Origin of the sequence: Pseudomonas sp. GM17 (assembly GCF_000282175.2) — a bacterium.
GTDB lineage: Bacteria > Pseudomonadota > Gammaproteobacteria > Pseudomonadales > Pseudomonadaceae > Aquipseudomonas > Aquipseudomonas chlororaphis.
In genome coordinates this window covers 4000230-4017674 of sequence record NZ_CP124732.1, presented here as the reverse complement: position 1 = coordinate 4017674, position 17445 = coordinate 4000230, and the positions used below count along the sequence as shown (strand labels likewise).

Genomic DNA, 17445 nt, shown 5'->3' with positions numbered 1-17445 from the left:
GGTCGATGTTTGGTAAGCAAATGCCTTCGGCAGCCCGTTCAAGAGACGAAGGAGAAAAGCCTTTCTGGATCTCCTTCGCTGATTTGATGACGGCGATGATGATTCTTTTTTTGGTGGTAATGGTTGCAGCCTTGAGCTCCGTAACTCAGCGTATTAACCAAGCAGAGCAGGGTGAGAAACAACGTAGTCAAGACATTAGCCAGATCTGCGAACATCTCAGTCTCAAGGCTAAAGCTGCTAATAGAACAATCGTTGTGGATTGCAAAGACAACAGAATCAGCTTCGGCGATGCCGGCCGCTTTGGGCATAACCAATATGCGCTGAGCAGCGAGGGGCAAACAGCGCTACAGGATGTTGTTCCTATGATTCTGGATGCGGCAAACAGTGACGAAGGGCGGAAGTGGTTTAAGCAGGTTGTGATTGAGGGATCGACTGATACCGACGGTTCTTACTTATATAACCTGCATCTTTCTTTGCAGCGTTCAGAGTGGGTGATGTGCAGCTTGTTGGATAGTCGCAGCCCACTTCAAGTTGGGTTGTCGCCTGAGCACCAACAACAAATTCGGTCGATATTCCTTGCGGGTGGTGTCTCGTTCAACAATGCAAAGGACACCAAGGAAGAAAGTCGACGAGTAGAACTGCGCATGCAGTTCTTTGGCCTCAAGGAAAAGGAAGAAAACCTCAAACCTGAGGTGCCGGTGTTCAATAATACCGATATGGAAAAATGTCAGTTGGCGATGAACCGATGACTAGCCCAATTGCAAGGCTTTCCGCCGCTATCGATTTGGGGCTGTCTGTATATCGCACAGGGCATGCATCTGAGCCACTGGCGCGATTCCCCCGCCTGGGAGCCGCGAGAGCTGATCTTTACGAGAGATTCGAGCGTGCTGAAAAGGCCCTACCTCCGCCCCAGGAAAAACGCCGTGAGGCAATAAACAAATTCCGAAATGTTCTCCCGCTCAGTGCTTCAGAGTGGCGGTTGGTTTTCGCCGGTCTTTCAGATAAGACCGAGCGTGTGGGGCCGATCTTGGAGGATGAACAGCTTTTTGTTCGTGTTCATAAAGAGGTTCATGACCGTATCGAAAAGAGAAAGCTAAGTCGTCGAGATTGGTTGGCACTGTGCTTCAGCTACTTTGGGTATGAGGCTTCCACTCCTGATCAGAATGCTAATTGGTGCCTGTTAAGGGCGGACATCCAGCTTGGCTTTGACTGTGTTAGAGCTCAGCAAAGGCGCGAGAAGGAATGGATTCAGATTGTCCAACAGCATCAGGAACTCTTTTCTGAGCAGGCGGGTGCGCGATTGGGTGACCAGATGTTCAATGGTGAGATCAGCGATCTTTCTGCACTGCAGACGATTGCGCAGATCCCAGTTAGCAGTTGGCTGTGGCGTCGAATTTTTAATGTCCTCATATCCCGCATTTTCATGTTGGATGATACCGAGTTTGCCCAGCGTCTACCGGATCTGGTGGATATAGGCCGCGAGCACCCGCGTTACATGAACGATGTTCTCAGTGCCTGTCTTTCCCGCTATCACTTGGCTGATTATCGGGAAAAACCGTCGTCACTCTTGAAACAGGTCGCCCTCGATAATTGGGGAAGTCCGCAGATTCGCTCCAAGCAAAACAGCTGGTTGCAGTACGTTGACGAAAATGTCTGCGCAATGGTGGTTGCATGGTTCGCTAAGGAAGACCTTGAGCACTTTTTCAATTTGCTGAAGGGGGAGGCAGAAGTCGATCAGTCGCGTCTGCATTATTGGCTGCGGTTTGCCAATCAGATGAGCTATACCCGAATCGTTATGGGGGCGGATGCTTGGAACGCTGGCGGACGGGACTTTGTTCATTTCCGTGAGAAAAACAAAGGGCGGCTTAGCCGGCTGATAGGGGCTCCAGGTCACAACAATGCTGTTGTCATGCAGATCGGGAACTATTTCTTTGTCGAGTTTTCCGGAACGGGCAATGCCTGCTACGTGTACCAAGCAGATAAGTCGCCGTTCAATCCAGACAAGACACAACTCGATTTGACTGATCTAAAACAGCCTTATCGTGCCCTGGATCGTATGCGGCATTCACCTGCACCAAGTCGTCCAAATCGCATAGAAGGTTGGCTCAGCAAGTTCGATGACTCGTTAGGGAAATGGGGGATTCGCGTGCAAAGTCAGATCAGTTCATCTGGTTCCCCCAAACCTGTGGCGCTTGAGGATCAGATTCGTGATGCCCTGAAGTCGGTCCAACACAAAGTCTACGACCAACGTGAACGAGGTGGCGCCTTTCAAGTTCAACTGAGTGTTGCAGACCAAACGGCAATCGCAGCACTTCTACGATTAGGCTTTAAGCCCGTCAATCACCAGCCCCTCAGGTTCTGGAGGCAATAATGCTCAAGCGTTTCCTTAAAGGCATAGGCCTGCAACAGGACGCCTCATTGGTAACTACTGCACCAGTTTTCTCCATTGAGGAACAGGGTCTTTGCTACCCCTTGAGTTTGGCTGAGGATGCTGAGTCCTGGCCATTGGCAAGCTATCTGGACCAGTTGGAAGAGGAGGAGTTTGTCTCCCAACTCAGTGATCGTTGGTTGCTGACCTGGGATGAGCTTTATCGGCTTATTGATGATCCGGACCATGCGACGAGTGTGCCGTTGTTGGGCCTGCCTGCGCAGACGAAGCTCGTTCCTCAACTTAGCAGTCAAGGCAGCCTTGCCTCTAACGACTTTAAGGTCACTATCAGTGGTTGGCGCGACCCTCAGTCAAACGCCAGCATTCAGATACAGCGTATTGGCGGCACTATCCAATACAACGGAGCGATTGAGGTTTTGCCTGAGTCATCTTGGAGGTTGACTGGTGCTGTACGACAACTTTATTTGGCTCAACAGAGTGAGCCAGGTGAAGTGACTAACCAGATTGGTTGGGCCAGCATCAGAAAGTTGGCACGCAAGGCGAGTGCGGGTATGGACGGCTTCTTGGATAAAACTGTCGTCATCAAACCTGAAAGCCTGCGGCTCAATCCACGAAAATCGACGGTGGGTAATACTCCGGTGATTGAGCTGGAGCCCAGCTTCGAAGGCCAACCGGCGAACTGGCTCGAGAGTTTCGATGGCGCCAAGCAGGTTCAGGATCGATATCGAGTTACGGGTGATGACGGGGCGTTGACCCACGTCCTGATAGAGCCTGAGGTTAAATCAGTACTGGATTACGTTCGCTCGTTGCCCGGTCGACGAGTTGCTGGTGATGATGCGCTTTCATTTGTTCGTAATCCCTACAGCGCGCTAGGGGATAGTGCTGCACAGGTGTTGGACGCAGACACTTATGAAGAGGATTTGATTGAGGCTGGGATCTTCTTTCATCGCTTTCACCTGGAGCCGAAGTTGGATGATGCTGGTCATCGAATTGAGAGGGTAAACCTGACTCTCGAACCGATTTCGCCAGTACCGCAAGCCTCCATCGAAATTACGTTCAATGCGGCGCATGAGCTCGCACCTTTCGTGCATGAATTGCATCTGAAACTGGCTGCCGGTATGCCTGCAGGCTTCTGGCAAGGATACGAGCTTGAACTCAGCGATTTTGATTTACGCCAGCTCGCAGGAATTGGAGAGCTGCTTAAGCGTTGGCAAAATGAAGCAGCTGGTATTGAGTTTGACTCAGTACTGGACCTTTCACTCTATGGGGACCGAGTAACGGGTATCGGTGAAGCCGAGCGCATCACATCACCATTCCTGGTCAAAGAGGCAACTGAAAACTGGTTGCCACCGGATGTTGCGATGCTTGGCATTGATGCGGAGATTTTGGGGCGTTGGGATCCCTCCGACCGTGCTCAATTCGAGGCTTTTGAGCAGCGACTGGACGAGGCTCGTGCCGCGGGTGACGAGTCGGTTTATTTACCTGAGTCTGAGACACCTCTTTCTATTGCTGCGGCAGAGCAGCTTTTTGAGGCATGGTCGAAAAAGATTGCTCCTGTCGAGACTGCGTTGGCCAAGCCAGTCGATAAGGTCGGTCGTGCTGTTCTGCAGATTGGTCACAATATCGACGAACCCACCTACGTACAGGTTCGTCAGGCGGCCTTGCGAAGCGCTTTGGATGCAACGTCAGAGCTGCCTAATCTTCTAAAGCCTGAAGTCGTGCTGCGGGACCATCAATTGCAAGGTGTCGCTTGGTTGCAGCATCTTTTCCGTCTGTCCCCCACGGATGTATCGGGTTGCTTGCTTGCCGATGATATGGGACTTGGAAAAACAATCCAGCTACTTACCTTTCTGGTCTGGTATCTCGAAAAGTATCCCGAAGATAAGCCAACACTAATCGTCGCCCCGGTCTCGTTATTGGATAACTGGGAGCGTGAGCTTCGAAAATTCTTCTTTGCTGACGCTCTACCAGTACTGAAGTTGTATGGTTCAGCCTTGAGTGCTGTGAAGTTCAAAAAGGAGGAAATTCCTGCCGATTTGAAAGGTAAAGGCATCAAAAATCTTCTTCGTCCAGGGTGGATGGGCGGTGCCAAAATTGTCCTGACGACTTACGAAACGCTTCGCGACCAAGAGTTTTCTCTGGCACGCCAGCAGTGGTCGATCGTTGTCTGTGACGAAGCGCAAAAGCTAAAGAATCCGGCTGCATTGGTGACCCAGGCAGTCAAAGCTATTCCTGCGAGATTTCGAGTGGCCTGCACCGGGACACCTGTCGAGAACACGCTTATCGATCTATGGTGCCTTTTCGACTTCATCCAGCCGGGCTTTCTGGGTGGCTTGAACCAGTTTGGTCGCGAGTATCAGCGCCCAATCGAAGCTGGCTTGGAGCGCGATACTGTTGCCTTGGAGCGACTTCGCGAGCTTATCGAGCCACAGACACTACGTCGTACCAAACAGGATATTGCCAAGGACCTACCTGCAAAAATTGAAGACTCGGCATGCCGTGCACTGGTCATGCATACCTTACAAAGGAATTTGTACCTGTCTGAGATATCCGCCTACAGCCAGAAGCAACAGATCAACGAGCAGCTCGATCAAAAGGCCTCCCATATGCTTGGCTTGCTGCACAAGCTCAAGCTTATTTGCGCCCATCCTTACAGCGTCCAGCCTGATAAAAGGCTGCGCGATAACTCACCGAAGCTGCAATGGTTGATGCAAACCCTTGAGTCCATCAAAAGGGCCGGCAAGGGGGATAAAGTGATTGTCTTCACTGAGTTGCGGGATATTCAGCGGGAATTACAGTACGCGATTCAGGAGCACTTTGGCTTTCGCGCCACTGTCATTAACGGAGATACCAGCACCAGCAGCCAGAGTGCCAATAGTCGACAGAAGCTTATTGATCAGTTCCAGGATCTTCCGGGGTTTGGGGTAATCATTCTGTCGACCATTGCTGTTGGTTTTGGGGTGAATGTGCAGGCGGCTAACCATGTAATTCACTTCACCCGTTGCTGGAACCCGGCCAAGGAAGACCAAGCGACGGATCGGGCTTATCGGATTGGGCAGGAGAAGGATGTATATGTGTACTACCCGACTATTCGAGATGAGGCGATGCCAACGTTTGAGGCTACGTTGGATGAGTTGTTGAGCAAGAGGCGGGCGTTGGCGCGGGATATGTTGAGTGGGGCTTCGGAGATTCAGACATCGGAATTTGAAGCATTATTGGGGACTCGTTGAAAGTCGAGCCCTTAGCCTTAGTGGTTATAGTGGGTAAGGAGGGCATAGGGGCTATCCGTAGGTTTTCCGTTTCTTTGTAGGAAGAAACGTAATATTCAATAAGAATATTTTCACCGGATAGCGTTTGGAAATCATGCCATGTACGAATAATGTTCTCTGGAGGAGGACGGTTTTGAGGACTCTCATTACTCCTCAGCAAAGTAATCGCTGTCGAGCTGCTTGACCTCGTACACCTGCTTCACACTCACCCCCAGGTTGTGTTCGACCATCAGCTGAGCCAGCTCGACACCATCGATCAGTACCACCTTGATATCCAGACCAAGCGCCGCGTCCCTTGCGCCTATGGAAAAATCCGAGGTGGTGATGAACACCCCCTTGCGTGCCCGCTGACGGGTCAGTGCGCCGATGAATTTGTCGATCTCAGGGCGATGTACCGTGTTGCTCCAACGCTTGGCCTGTAGGTAGATCACGTCCAGGCCGAGCTTGTCTTCCTTGATGATGCCGTCGATACCACCGTCATTGGTGAGTTGAGTGGCTTTGCCGGCTTCCTTACGTGAGCCGCCGTAACCCATGGCTAGCATCAGGTCGACCACCACTTGTTCGAAGAAGCTCGGCGTTGCGGCCCGTACTTGAGCAAGCAGTTCATCAGCCAGTGATTGCACAAGTGCCTGATGAGCCTCGGCCAGTTGTTCGTCTGGAGTGGTTTCCGATATGGCGATATCCAACACAGCAGGTATGTCTGCCGCTTGTGGCTTGGCGGTATGGAAGTCGGCGAACTCAGGGAATTGTTTCAGCCAGCTCACGGTGATGCGTTCTGGCCCATTGGACAAGGCATCGAGGCCACGCGGGGTGATCTGCACCATGCCTTTGGCGGGAATGGTTAGAAGTCCTGCCTTGTTGAGATAAGTTCGGGCCCAGCCTACGCGGTTATTGATCACCGTCTGATGCCCAGAAGGCAGGTGCTCTTTGCGCTCCTCCTCGGTCAGCTGGAACTGATCAGCAATGCGTTCGCGCAGTTCACTGAGTGGCAACGGTGCGCCGTTCTGCACAGTGGTCAGCACCGGCCGCATCACACTTTGAAAATCTGGAATTGGCATGGTTACTCCTTAACCCAGTTGATCGCTCTCAGCGAGGCCGGCCGCTGCCTTGAGCATTTTCAAAATTACCAGAGCAAAGGCTCGGCTCTTGGTTTCGTTGTCCAGCACCTCCAACGACAATTTCTCGTTGTCAGTTATGGCGTCGAGTACGGTATCCACCACGCGTTTGGGGAGCAGGCCGTGCATCACCTGGTCCACCGAGTGGCTGTTGACTTGAGCCATCAAGTCATCTTGGCGCAACAGGCGTTGGGTGATGCCAGTCGCAAAATGCAGTTGGTCGTCATCTTGCGTTTCGGCACCAAAGATATCGTTCAGTGCGTCGATGATTTCCGACAGGCGTTTTTTCTCCGGGTCATGGGGTTTACCGCTGCCCACATCACTGCCGGGTTTGAGGGTGTATTCGCCTTTTTCTTCGTTCAGACGCAGTTGATGCTCCGCGCGTTTGCTCAGGCGGTAGTGGCTCAGTTGCAGCTCGCCCACGTCTACGTCGTCTTGTTGCAGGCGATCCACACGCAGCAGCGGGTGGAGGTGCTTGGCGTACACGCAGAGCTGTTCCAGTTCGTGATCTTCATAAGGGATGATCTGCGAGAGGAACTCATACAGGCGCACAAAGCTCTGCAGGTTCTTGCGGAACAAGTCGAGCTGATCGATCTGTTCACCAGCTTCTTTCAATGCATGCTCGGCTTTTTTCAAGCCAGCGCTGTCGCCGTTAGCTTCGGCGGTGTGTTTGTAATCAAGTGCCTGCTGGTGCGACTCCAGCGAAAAAGCGTAGCGCTTGGCAAAGCGCTCCTTGGCTGGCGTGCAGTAATAGCTGAGCTTGCTGGCAGCCGCTTTGGGGTCGAAGAAGGCCATGGCGAACGCCTCGACCTCTTGCCAGTGATAGATCCCCTCGGCATCCAGCTTCTTCTGCAGGTCATAGATGATCTGCGGGTCGGTTACATCGGTCAGCTCGGCCTTGGTGTAGTACGGCAAGAAGGCATCGAGAATGTCCTGAGGCTCATTGAAGAAGTCGAGGATGAAGGTTTCCTTGCTGTCACCGAAAGTGCGGTTCAGCCGCGACAGGGTCTGCACGCAGTCCACGCCTTGCAGCTTCTTGTCCACGTACATGGCGCACAGCTTGGGTTGATCGAAACCCGTCTGGTACTTGTTGGCCGCAATCATCACGTTGAAGTCTTGGGTGTCGAAGGCCATCGCCAGGTCACGGCCATACAGGCCGGGGTTAAGCAGGTTGCTGCTTTCCGTCACCTCTTCGGGGATCACCTCGTCCGCTAGCACGCTGCCGGAGAACGCTACCAACGGGTGCACATCCTTGTAGCCCATCTGCTGTACGTAAGCCCGCACCGCCAACTGGTAGCGCACCGCTTCCTGACGGCTGCTGGTCACCACCATGGCTTTGGCCTGGCCGTTGAGCAATTTGCAGATATTGGCGCGGAAGTGCTCGACGATCACTTCTACCTTTTGGCTGATGTTGTACGGGTGCAAACGCACCCAGCGCGCCAGCTTGATGCGCGCCTTCTTACTGTCCACCTCGTCGTCTTCGCCATCCGGGTGGGCGATCTTCCAGGCGGTGCTGTAGGTGGTGTAGTTGCGCAGCACGTCGAGGATAAAACCCTCTTCGATGGCTTGGCGCATGGAGTACAGGTGAAACGCCTCCGGCTTGTTACTGGAACTGGCCGGCAGCGTTGAATCGGCCGGGCGCCCGAACAGCTCCAAGGTCTTGGCCTTGGGCGTAGCGGTGAAGGCGTAGTAGCTGATGCGCTCATTGGGTTGGCGCGCCTGCACGGCGGCGTCCAGCAGCTCTTCGGCGCTGATTTCCTCACCATCCGGTACATCGCTGCCGAGAATCTGTTTCAGCTTGCTGGCCGACGAGCCGGTCTGCGAGGAGTGCGCCTCATCGGCAATCACCGCATAGCGCCCGCTGGCGAGTTTGGGGTACTTGTCTAGGGCATCGAACAGGGCAGGGAAGGTCTGGATGGTGACGATGATGATGCGCGTTTGCTCAGCCAACGCCTCGGCCAGTTGTTCGGATTTACTCTGATTGCCGATGTCACGGCTGATGGGTTTGACCACGCCCTGGGCGTGTTCGAATTGGTAGATGGTGTTTTGCAGTTGGCTGTCCAGCACCGTGCGGTCGGTGACCACAATCACCGAGTTGAACAACCGCTGGCCGGCATCATCGTACAGCGAGGCCAGTTGATGGGCCGTCCAGGCGATGGAGTTGGACTTGCCCGAGCCGGCGCTGTGCTGGATTAAATAGCGCTTGCCTGGCCCTTCGGTGCGGGTGGTGTTGACCAGCTTGTTGACCACTTCCCATTGGTGGTAACGCGGGAAGATCATCGTTTCTTTGGTGACCAGCGTGCCGTCGAAGCCTTCGCTGGTTTTTTTGTCCAGGTGCAGAAAACGCCCCAGCACCTTGAGCCAAGCATCGGGCTGCAACAGGCGTTGCCAGAGGTAGCTGGTGGCGTATTGGCTGTCGTCGGCGGGCATTGGGTTGCCGGCGCCGCCTTCCTCAGTACCGAGGTTAAAGGGCAGGAAGAAGGTGTCCTTGCCCGCCAACTTTGTGGTCATCGCCACTTCATTCTGGCCCACGGCAAAGTGCACCAGCGCGCCACGCTTGAAGGTCAGCAGTGGCTCGGGCTTGCGCGTTAACGGGTCTTTTACCGGGCGGTCGTAGCGGTATTGGCGCTTGGCGTTCTCTACCGACTGCTTGAACTCGCTTTTCAGCTCCAGTGTGGCGGTGGGGATGCCGTTGACGAACAGCACCAAGTCCAGCCGTGGGTTGTAGCTCTGCCCACTGCCACCTGCTTCGCGGGCGTGTGGCGAGTAAGACACCTCTGGCACCACCCGCAAGCGGTTGCGCTGGTAGCGCTTCAAGGTGTCCGGGTTCATGTCGTGGTCGGGCTGAAAGCTGCACAGCTCAACCTTCACAGCTGGCAGCTTGAAGCCATGGCGCAGCACATCCAAGGTGCTGCTCTGCTCTAACTCGCGCACCAGTTTCTGGATCAGTACATCTTCAGGTGCATTGGGGTTGGCCTTGGCGAACTTGTCCCAACGCTCCGGCCAGGCGTCCTTGAAGTAGCCCAGCACATCTTCGGTGTACAGCGCCGTGCGCCGGTCGTAGCCGCTGGCCGTGCCGACTAGCCAGCCTTGTGCGGCTAGGACGTCGATAATGTCCTGCTGAAACTGAGCTTCCTTGCTGTCCGCCATTACACGGCCTCTTGTGCTAATTCGGGGGATGTTGCGCTGGCTGGTGGCTGCCAGCCGCGTACGTCGATTTTTCCGGTGACGGCGGCGGAGATTAGGGCGGAGCGGCGTTCTTGGAGGAGATCCATTGTTGCGCCGGCCTCGATAATTAGCTTTTCCGCTTGCTCAGAAAACGTCTTAACAAAATCTGATATTTCTTCCTGTTCCCTTAATGGTGGGACTGGAATTTTTACAAACTTAACCTCACCACAGTTCAAGTGCGGATGCATGCCACCAGTTCTGATCGAATACAGAACTGACTGCCCAAAGCGCGACTGCAGTACTTGGCCAAGAAATACGCCAGAAAGAATATTTTTCTCAGTCTGCAAAATTATCAGCGCATGGCAGTTGTAGCCGACTTCTCTTGAAGATACGACACCAACATCCCCTGTGCCTGCACCTGTCTGGACAATCAGAACATCGCCTTCTTGCAAGATGGATTTGCTCATCCTCACACTCCACTCAGGAGTCACAAAATAAGCATCATCAAAGTTAACAATACCTCTTTTTATATGAGTGGCTTGAACGTAAGGAACGCCGCTCTCAACCAAAATATCTCGTGTCGGGCCAACATAACCATTGGTAATCTTTACTGTGAGTTTATTCAGCGCATTTGTCCCCCAATGCGCCGGCACCTCGCCTAGCCACTCCACGCCGGAGTCTTTCATCGGCACCGTAGGGTCGAGGCCTTTTGTGACTGCATGTGAGATGACCGCCTGACGCTTTTCCTTGAGCAGTTCGATCAGGCGCTGCTGCTCTTCGATCAGCGCGTCGATGCGAGCGGTTTCGTGGTCGAGGAAGCGGGCGATTTGGGTTTGTTCTGCTCGCGCAGGAAAGCAAAACCGTTCCTGCAAGTAGGATTCAGCGTCAAGATTCTGGATACCAGTAACCTGCTTTACCGAAGGATAGTTAACCCGACCGTGGTAAAGATTGCCGAAGGCATAGCAAAGAAACTGGCTATCGAACTCCGCGAGCGGTCGCATTCTCGCCACAAAGTTTGAAGTAATAGCGTCAAACTCATGCGTGAACAAAACGACACAGCCAACCAGCGTTTTTTCTCCGCCCCCAGACTTCTCGATCAGCAAATCACCTGACTTGATCCGTCGCGACTGTCTTTCTTTAGGCGCGATGCTTCTGTAGGTCAGCTTATCGAGTCCAACAGTCGAAAAGGATCGCTCGAAGTCGGCAACCCGGATGACTGCAATATCATTTTCGCCATCAGGCTCATCGCCCCATAAGCCGTTGACGCACCCATCCACCGTACGTTTCAGTGAGTAAACCGGCCAGTGCTGAGGCACCTCGCCCAACCATTCAACGCCAGAGTCCTTGTAAGCCGGATACGCTGGAAATGTCATGCCGACATCCCCTCGATCATGTACTTAATTCGGTCAGTGCAGGCTTTCAGGTCGCGATCAATATCGGCCAGTGGGCGCGGCGGCTGGAAGACATAGAAGTGACGGTTAAAGGGAATCTCGAAGCCAACGATGCCGACCTCGCCGTCCAGCGCATCGGTTTTGCTTTCGTCGATCCAGGCATCCGGCACATGGGGGATGACTTCGCGCTGGAAGTAGTCGTACACCGACTCGCCCAGCGGCACGTTCTCGTTATCGCGCAGGCTTGCGTCGGCTTCGGGCTGGCCTTTGGTGGTGCAGATATCCGCCTCGGGGTCGCGTTCGCTCAGGGCGCTAAGCAGGGCTTTTAGCTCTGGCGTACTGAGGCTGATGCTGTGCGCGGTGAGGGCTTTTTTCAGCAGCTTATTGAACTGCTCGCGGTTGCGGTGCAGTTGGCTGGCGTCCATGGATTGCAGGGCGGCGATTAGTTGCTGTTGGGCGGCGCTGTCGAGTTTCTGCAGGGCTTTTTCTTCCAGCACCTTAGCGATGCGCTCGGCGCTGGTCTGGAAGTTCAGGCGCAGCGGGCGTTCGACGGTGATGCGGCGGTAGCCGAAGGCGTCGATGGGGAAGATCTTGCTCTGCGCGGTTTGCTCGAAGCTGCCATACAGGCGCACCAGTTCACTGATTTGATTCTCGGTAATGTACTGGCGCTTGCTGCCCAGCGACTTGCGCATTTTGGTGTAGTGCTGGTTGCCGTCGATCAACTGCACTTTGCCTTGGCGCGCTGTGGCTTTGTGGTTGCTGAGTATCCACACATAAGTGGCGATGCCGGTGTTGTAGAACATGTCCGTTGGCAGCGCGACGATGGCTTCGACCAGATCGTTTTGCAGCAGGTAGCGGCGAATCTCCGACTCGCCCGAACCCGCGCCACCCGTAAACAGCGGTGAACCGTTGAGGATGATGCCAATGCGCGAGCCGCCGTCGCGCGGGTCACGCATCTTGCTGACCAAATGCAGAAGGAATAGCAGCGAGCCGTCAGACACTCGTGGCAGGCCAGGGCCAAAGCGGCCGTCGAAGCCCTTGTGGTTGTGCTCGTCGGTGATCTGTTTTTGCACCTTCTTCCATTCCACACCGAACGGCGGGTTGCTCAACATAAAGTCGAAGTGATGCTCGGGGCCGACCAACTGGTCATTGGACAGGGTATTGCCGAGTTTGATGTTCTCTACCTTCTGGCCCTTGATCAGCATGTCTGCCTTGCAGATTGCATAGGACTCGGGGTTCAGCTCTTGGCCGTGTAGAGAGACGCTGACCTTTTCACTGATGGACTGAATATATTCATCGCCCTCAGACAGAAAGCCGCCCGTACCTGCGGTTGGGTCATAGATGGTAACAATGTTGTTGGGCGCGAGTTTGTGGTCTTGATCGGTGATCACCAGCGAGGTGGTGAGGTGCACGATATCCCGCGGGGTAAAGTGTTCCCCCGCTGTTTCGTTTGAGCTCTCGGCAAATTTACGGATCAACTCTTCGAAGATGATGCCCATGCCGAAGTTGCTGATGCGTTCGGGGCTCAGGTCGGTAGCCGCGAACCGTTGCACTACCTGATAGAGCAGGTTCGCGCTGGCCAGTTGTTGAACGAAGTCCTCGAAGTGGAAATGTTCGAAGATCTCGTATGCATCTTTGCTGAAGGCTTGTACATAGCTCATCAAGTCGGCTGAGGTTTGAGTATCGGACAGCGTCTCGAGGGTCAGCGTGGAGGAGTTGAAGAATTGCAGGCCACCTGCTGCACGCTGCATATACATGTCACGTACGGTGTCTGGGCGGCCTTCCTGGGCGTAGAACTCGCGAACCACGGCATCTCTGGTCGGTGCCAGCACGCACTCCATACGCCGCAACAGGGTGAATGGCAGGATGATGCGGCCGTACTGGGATTGCTTGAAATCACCACGCAGCAGGTCGGCAATCGACCAGAGAAAGGCGGCCGTCTGGGAATGATTTTCCGTGTTCACGCAATAATTCCTTGGGGATAGACAAAAAAGGGCAAGTCTAACCCGTCGAGCGGCCTACCTGTAACAGCCAATGCAGAAATGCAGACCATGGGTAGAAAGGCGCGAATGGCTGCTTTGCGCGCCATTCCCAAGACTCAAAGAAAGTGCAGGCTACACACGAGCGCGTCGCCAGCAACGACCTTCCTGCTGCAAGGTGCTGATCTAAACGCTGATAGTTTGGGTATGGGCTGGAACTATGTTTTGCAGTAAAGACGTTATTTTACAAAGTCATGAGGCATAAAAAAGCCGGCTCATGGCCGGCTTCCTCAGCGGTTAAATCATTCACTAAACGCTCTTGTCTCAATTACCGACAACACATCCCGCACATCTTGCAGCAACAACCGGGCGGTATTGGTCACTGTGCCAATGTCCTTGTCGCTTGAATCTCGCAACGTAGTACAGGCCATCAAGTTCAGGTAATCGAGAGTGGTGAGCAAACGCTCGCTGGCACATGCATGTAGATCCGCTAAAGGCGCGCGGCTATCGATAAACAGTACAGGCGTGTCGCTGGCGATTGGGGTCAGCGGGATGAAGCGTTGGGGCTCATCTTGAGTCTTCATGGCATTGCTCCTCGTATCGGAAAATACGGCTGCCATTCGCTGCGAATCGAATTGGGTGGCAGCTATGCGCGGGTTCGCAGACCGAAGATACGAGAACTCGGCAGATCCGAAGATCTCCCGCACACAGCCGCCATAAAGAAAGCAAACTCAGGACGCGGTGGGCGACCAGTGTTTTTATGGGGGGCTTAGGTTAATCGTATCTGTTGGGCTGCGAAACCCTGTCGCTGACCGGAATCAGCAGACGTGAAAACTATAGGTCTGGGCTGCTTTAGGAACAACGGCAGGGCTGTAGGAAAGGTCTCGATTGTGGGTAGGGCGAGGCTGAGTCGTTGATCCTTGTCGCAAGCGGGATGGTTGCTAACACTCCGTAGCAGTTACCGCAGGTCCAGGCCGTGGCGCCATTCAGCCGTTGAGGTGTAGCTGGATAATCGGGGTGTGCCGGTTTGGGGGCGCTGCGCGCCCCATCGCAGCCTCGCGGGCTCGGCAGCGGCTACAGGGCGTAAGACTTTGCTATCCTGCGCGCCTTTTACCCATTGCAAGGAGCGCAGGCATGACCCAGTCCGTTGGTGGCGGGAGGCGAGTAGAGGCAGGGAAGCGGGGTGGTGTGTCTCGTCTGGGGCATTTTCTCTTCCGGTTGGCGCCGGCGCTTTTGGTGGGTATGGCGCTGAGTGTGCCCACGGCCAGCGCCAACCCGGTCACCACTTATCGCGGCACGCTCGGCGATACGCCGGTGGAGCTGGCGCTGGTGTATGACTCGCAATACGGCGGCGGGATGTCCGGCTATTGGTTTAGCGGGGCCGAGCGCTTGCCGATGCCTTTGGAGCTCACGCCGTTTCGCCCGGACAGGGGGCTGTTGATCAATATCATGGATAACCCGACCTTGCCGGCGGCGGCTGTGTCGTTGCAGCCCTTTGCCGAGGGGGCCGAGGCGTTGCAGGGGGCCTTGGTCGATTTGCGCACGGGGGTGCAGCAGCCGTTGCGGTTGCAGCGGGTGATGCGTTTTGGCGGGAGTCAGCGCGAGGCCTTTGACGGTGAGTTGTTGCAGCCGGCGGCCGACCAGCAGTTCTATTTCAGTGTGCATGCCGTGCGCAATGCCGGGGAGGACACGGGGCGGGTGGACAACATCCGGGTGCTGAGCCGGGCCACCGGCGAGGTGGTGCAGGAGGTGGGCGGGCAGTGGTGCCTGGCTCCCACCGGGACCCGCACCCTGACCTTCGAGCATTTCGATGCCGATTCCACCCTTGATTTCCAGGTGCAGGGCTACAGTTTGAACGGCCCGTACGGCAGTGTGCTGTGCGCGCCGACCCAGTATTACCTGTACCACCCACAGACCCAGGCGTATCTGCGCCATCCGCAGCTGGAGCAGTTGGCCGCTGAGGGCACGGTGCGCTTTGCCGCGGGCGGGCAGGTGGAGTTCAGCAAGCAGGACTTTATCAACTTCAGTGCGGGCACCCAGCGTAGGGACTATTACCGCGTGATCAGCCCTGACCGGCTGGAATTCATTCAGTCTCTCGAGGGGCGTTTCTGATGCGGCGGGTTAATGTTTTTCGCGGGCTGGCGGCGTTGTTGCTGGTGTCGTGGCTAGTGCCGGCGCAGGCGGCTCATGGGGTGTACCAGGGCACCTTGGGCAAGCAGGCCATTGTGCTGACGCTGGGCAGCCAGAATGCGCTGTACCAGGGGACCTATGCCTACCAGCGCTATCGCACGCCGATCCGCCTCAAGCCGACCTTCAGCTTCAGCAACAAGGTGCTGGCCATGGACGAGCTGGACGAGCAGGGCCTGCCGGTGGCGCGCTTGCAGTTCAACGACCTGATGGTCAGCCGCCAGAGCGAGCAGGTGCGCGGCAGTTGGACCAGCTATCGCACCGGCAAGACCTTGCCCATCGCCTTGAAGCTGGTGGCGCTGGTGGACTCGGACCGTTCGTGGCCGCAGCCGAACACCACGCTGTTGCAGAGCGCGTCGACCAAGCGCTGGTATTTCCAGGTGCCGATGCAGGGCAATGACCAGCGGATAACGGCGATCGAGGTGGTGGACAAGGCCAGCGGCAAACCGCTGCAGACCCTGACGCTGGCGGCGCCGGGTTGTCTGTATCAAGGGGTGGATATGTTGCAGGTGCAGGCCGAGGGGCAGAGCCTGCGGCTCAGTTTGAGCGACTGCAGGTTGCCGGGGTTTCAGTGGAATGAGGGGAGTGGGCGGTTTGAGGCTTTGCCTTGAGTCGGGCTCGGTTTTGTAGGTTGGCCTGGGTGTTTATTCAGATAGGCCGTGCTTGCAGGTTTTGCGACTGCTGCGCAGTCGATCGCAGCCTCGCGGGCTCGGCAGCGGCTACGGGGTGTGCGTCGCTGGGCTCAGTTCGCGTTGCATGATCAGGGTGCGTTCTTCGCCGTGGTGTTGCTCGCGCAGGGTGCGAAAGCCCAGGTTGGCATAGAAGCCTTCGGCGGTGATCGAGGCGGGCACCGTCAGCTGGGTGAGGCCGGCGCCCAGGGCCTGGCGTTCGAGTTCGGCCATCAGTTGGCGGCCCACGCCCTGGCCTTGTCTTTGGGGGGCGACGAAGACCGAGCGCACTACAGGGCCGTCGAGGCTGGCGGTGCCGACGATTTCGCCGGCCGCCTGTGCCACCCAGACCTGGCGTTTGCTCAATAGCTGGCGCACGGCGTGCGGGCTGAAGTTTTCCTGCACCTGGGCGATTACCGCGGCGGGGTAATCCTGGGCGTTGCTGGTCTGCAGGGCGGCGATGATCAGGCGGCTGATGGCGTCGACATCCTGCGCGTGGGCGGGGCGGATTTCACAGTCCATATGGAGGAGTCCTTTGAGGGGAAGATCTGAACACTAGCTTTGGTGGGGCTTGTTCGCCAAGGGTTCACCAACTGCCATAGGGAATGCCGTACTTCTCTATGTAGCGTTTGGACTCCTCACTGATCTGGTAGGCGTAACGGCCATTTGTTTTGCCTTGGCTCGGCCCTAAAGGCTCAACTTCGGCTTGGACGCGGGTGACTTTGATCGGGTGATGACATTCATCTCTTACCCAGACCTGAACAATGCCCCCTGGCGCCAATCCCAGATTGACTGAGGCCATATAGCTGGCGGTTTGCTGTGGCGTTTCTGGGCACCGACGGGCGGTGGTCTTGCGCATGATCTGTCGGGCCTCTTCCGGGATGTCGATCCATACCCGATAGGTTTGCGGTTCAACCACCGATTGCCAGCGCACGAAAATGCGTTTGGGCAGGTCGGCACCGACCACGGACTTGCCATCAATACCAACTCCGTCCCAACCTCTGGCCCATTCCTTTTTGTAACCAGGGCGGCCACCCGCAGCAGTCCCACCAGTGCGGTGAAACTGTTTTCCGTTGATGTCCTCTACCGCGCTGTCCTCGACCCAGACTTTCATGTAATAGGGTTCGGTAAATCCAAGTTCCCACCAAGGGTTTTTTGGGTCGTTTTTACCTGAAAGTGGATCGCTGGCCAGGCAGCCAGTCAACAGCAGTGTGCCCAGCAGGGCGATGAATACTCTCATTACCAAAGCGTTCAGTCTGGTACGTGAGGGGACGTGATT

General features: G+C 55.6%; 12 protein-coding genes. 5 read left to right on the top strand and 7 right to left on the bottom strand.

The window, feature by feature from the left end; genetic code table 11:
* Positions 1 to 5: 5 nt before the first annotated feature.
* From zorB1 to zorD, 3 genes are read left to right on the top strand one after another with little or no spacing between them, the layout of a single operon-like run.
* Complete coding sequence (gene zorB1, locus PMI20_RS18055) at positions 6 to 749, top strand: type I Zorya anti-phage system protein ZorB1 (RefSeq protein WP_007920741.1); 744 nt, start codon at positions 6 to 8, stop codon at positions 747 to 749.
* Positions 746 to 2371, top strand: coding sequence for a type I Zorya anti-phage system protein ZorC (zorC, locus tag PMI20_RS18050; protein WP_007920739.1), 1626 nt, complete (start codon positions 746 to 748; stop codon positions 2369 to 2371). The genes zorB1 and zorC overlap by 4 nt, the downstream gene beginning before the upstream one ends.
* Positions 2371 to 5619 (top strand): type I Zorya anti-phage system protein ZorD, encoded by a 3249-nt coding sequence (zorD, locus tag PMI20_RS18045; RefSeq protein ID WP_007920737.1) that lies wholly within the window; start codon positions 2371 to 2373, stop codon positions 5617 to 5619. Before zorC ends, zorD begins: the two co-directional genes overlap by 1 nt.
* A 185-nt stretch (positions 5620 to 5804) precedes the next feature.
* Here zorD and PMI20_RS18040 read toward each other — a convergent pair whose 3' ends face one another.
* From PMI20_RS18040 to PMI20_RS18020, 5 genes are all read right to left on the bottom strand, one after another.
* Positions 5805 to 6716, bottom strand: coding sequence for a restriction endonuclease (locus tag PMI20_RS18040; protein ID WP_007920736.1), 912 nt, complete (start codon positions 6714 to 6716; stop codon positions 5805 to 5807).
* Positions 6717 to 6725: 9 nt separating this feature from the next.
* The gene (locus tag PMI20_RS18035; protein WP_007920734.1) at positions 6726 to 9923 is read right to left on the bottom strand and encodes a type I restriction endonuclease subunit R; all 3198 of its coding nucleotides are present in this window, start codon (positions 9921 to 9923) and stop codon (positions 6726 to 6728) included.
* Positions 9923 to 11314 (bottom strand): restriction endonuclease subunit S, encoded by a 1392-nt coding sequence (locus tag PMI20_RS18030; protein WP_007920732.1) that lies wholly within the window; start codon positions 11312 to 11314, stop codon positions 9923 to 9925. The genes PMI20_RS18035 and PMI20_RS18030 overlap by 1 nt, the downstream gene beginning before the upstream one ends.
* A complete protein-coding gene (locus tag PMI20_RS18025; protein WP_007920730.1) occupies positions 11311 to 13296 on the bottom strand; it encodes a type I restriction-modification system subunit M in 1986 nt (661 codons plus the stop codon). Before PMI20_RS18025 ends, PMI20_RS18030 begins: the two co-directional genes overlap by 4 nt.
* A 317-nt stretch (positions 13297 to 13613) precedes the next feature.
* Entirely contained in the window at positions 13614 to 13895 is a 282-nt protein-coding gene (locus PMI20_RS18020; protein ID WP_007920728.1) for a hypothetical protein, read from the bottom strand.
* A 550-nt stretch (positions 13896 to 14445) separates the two neighbouring features.
* Here PMI20_RS18020 and PMI20_RS18015 point away from each other — a divergent pair.
* Positions 14446 to 15423 (top strand): hypothetical protein, encoded by a 978-nt coding sequence (locus PMI20_RS18015; RefSeq protein WP_007920727.1) that lies wholly within the window; start codon positions 14446 to 14448, stop codon positions 15421 to 15423.
* Complete coding sequence (locus PMI20_RS18010) at positions 15423 to 16109, top strand: hypothetical protein (RefSeq protein WP_007920725.1); 687 nt, start codon at positions 15423 to 15425, stop codon at positions 16107 to 16109. Before PMI20_RS18015 ends, PMI20_RS18010 begins: the two co-directional genes overlap by 1 nt.
* 108 nt (positions 16110 to 16217) lie before the next feature.
* Here the strand turns inward: PMI20_RS18010 and PMI20_RS18005 are convergent, their stop codons facing one another.
* The gene (locus PMI20_RS18005) at positions 16218 to 16688 is read right to left on the bottom strand and encodes a GNAT family N-acetyltransferase (protein ID WP_007920723.1); all 471 of its coding nucleotides are present in this window, start codon (positions 16686 to 16688) and stop codon (positions 16218 to 16220) included.
* 64 nt (positions 16689 to 16752) lie between these two features.
* Positions 16753 to 17406 (bottom strand): DUF2931 family protein, encoded by a 654-nt coding sequence (locus PMI20_RS18000; RefSeq protein ID WP_007920721.1) that lies wholly within the window; start codon positions 17404 to 17406, stop codon positions 16753 to 16755.
* Positions 17407 to 17445: the final 39 nt, after the last annotated feature.

Excerpts from the sequence above, each read along its gene's own strand:
- PMI20_RS18000 (WP_007920721.1), bottom strand. The coding sequence starts at position 17,406 with ATGAGAGTATTCATCGCCCTGCTGGGCACACTGCTGTTGACTGGCTGC.
- PMI20_RS18020 (WP_007920728.1), bottom strand. The coding sequence starts at position 13,895 with ATGAAGACTCAAGATGAGCCCCAACGCTTCATCCCGCTGACCCCAATC.
- zorC (WP_007920739.1), top strand. The coding sequence starts at position 746 with ATGACTAGCCCAATTGCAAGGCTTTCCGCCGCTATCGATTTGGGGCTG.
- PMI20_RS18005 (WP_007920723.1), bottom strand. The coding sequence starts at position 16,688 with ATGGACTGTGAAATCCGCCCCGCCCACGCGCAGGATGTCGACGCCATC.
- zorD (WP_007920737.1), top strand. The coding sequence starts at position 2,371 with ATGCTCAAGCGTTTCCTTAAAGGCATAGGCCTGCAACAGGACGCCTCA.
- zorB1 (WP_007920741.1), top strand. The coding sequence starts at position 6 with ATGTTTGGTAAGCAAATGCCTTCGGCAGCCCGTTCAAGAGACGAAGGA.
- PMI20_RS18040 (WP_007920736.1), bottom strand. The coding sequence starts at position 6,716 with ATGCCAATTCCAGATTTTCAAAGTGTGATGCGGCCGGTGCTGACCACT.
- PMI20_RS18035 (WP_007920734.1), bottom strand. The coding sequence starts at position 9,923 with ATGGCGGACAGCAAGGAAGCTCAGTTTCAGCAGGACATTATCGACGTC.
- PMI20_RS18010 (WP_007920725.1), top strand. The coding sequence starts at position 15,423 with ATGCGGCGGGTTAATGTTTTTCGCGGGCTGGCGGCGTTGTTGCTGGTG.
- PMI20_RS18015 (WP_007920727.1), top strand. The coding sequence starts at position 14,446 with ATGACCCAGTCCGTTGGTGGCGGGAGGCGAGTAGAGGCAGGGAAGCGG.
- PMI20_RS18030 (WP_007920732.1), bottom strand. The coding sequence starts at position 11,314 with ATGACATTTCCAGCGTATCCGGCTTACAAGGACTCTGGCGTTGAATGG.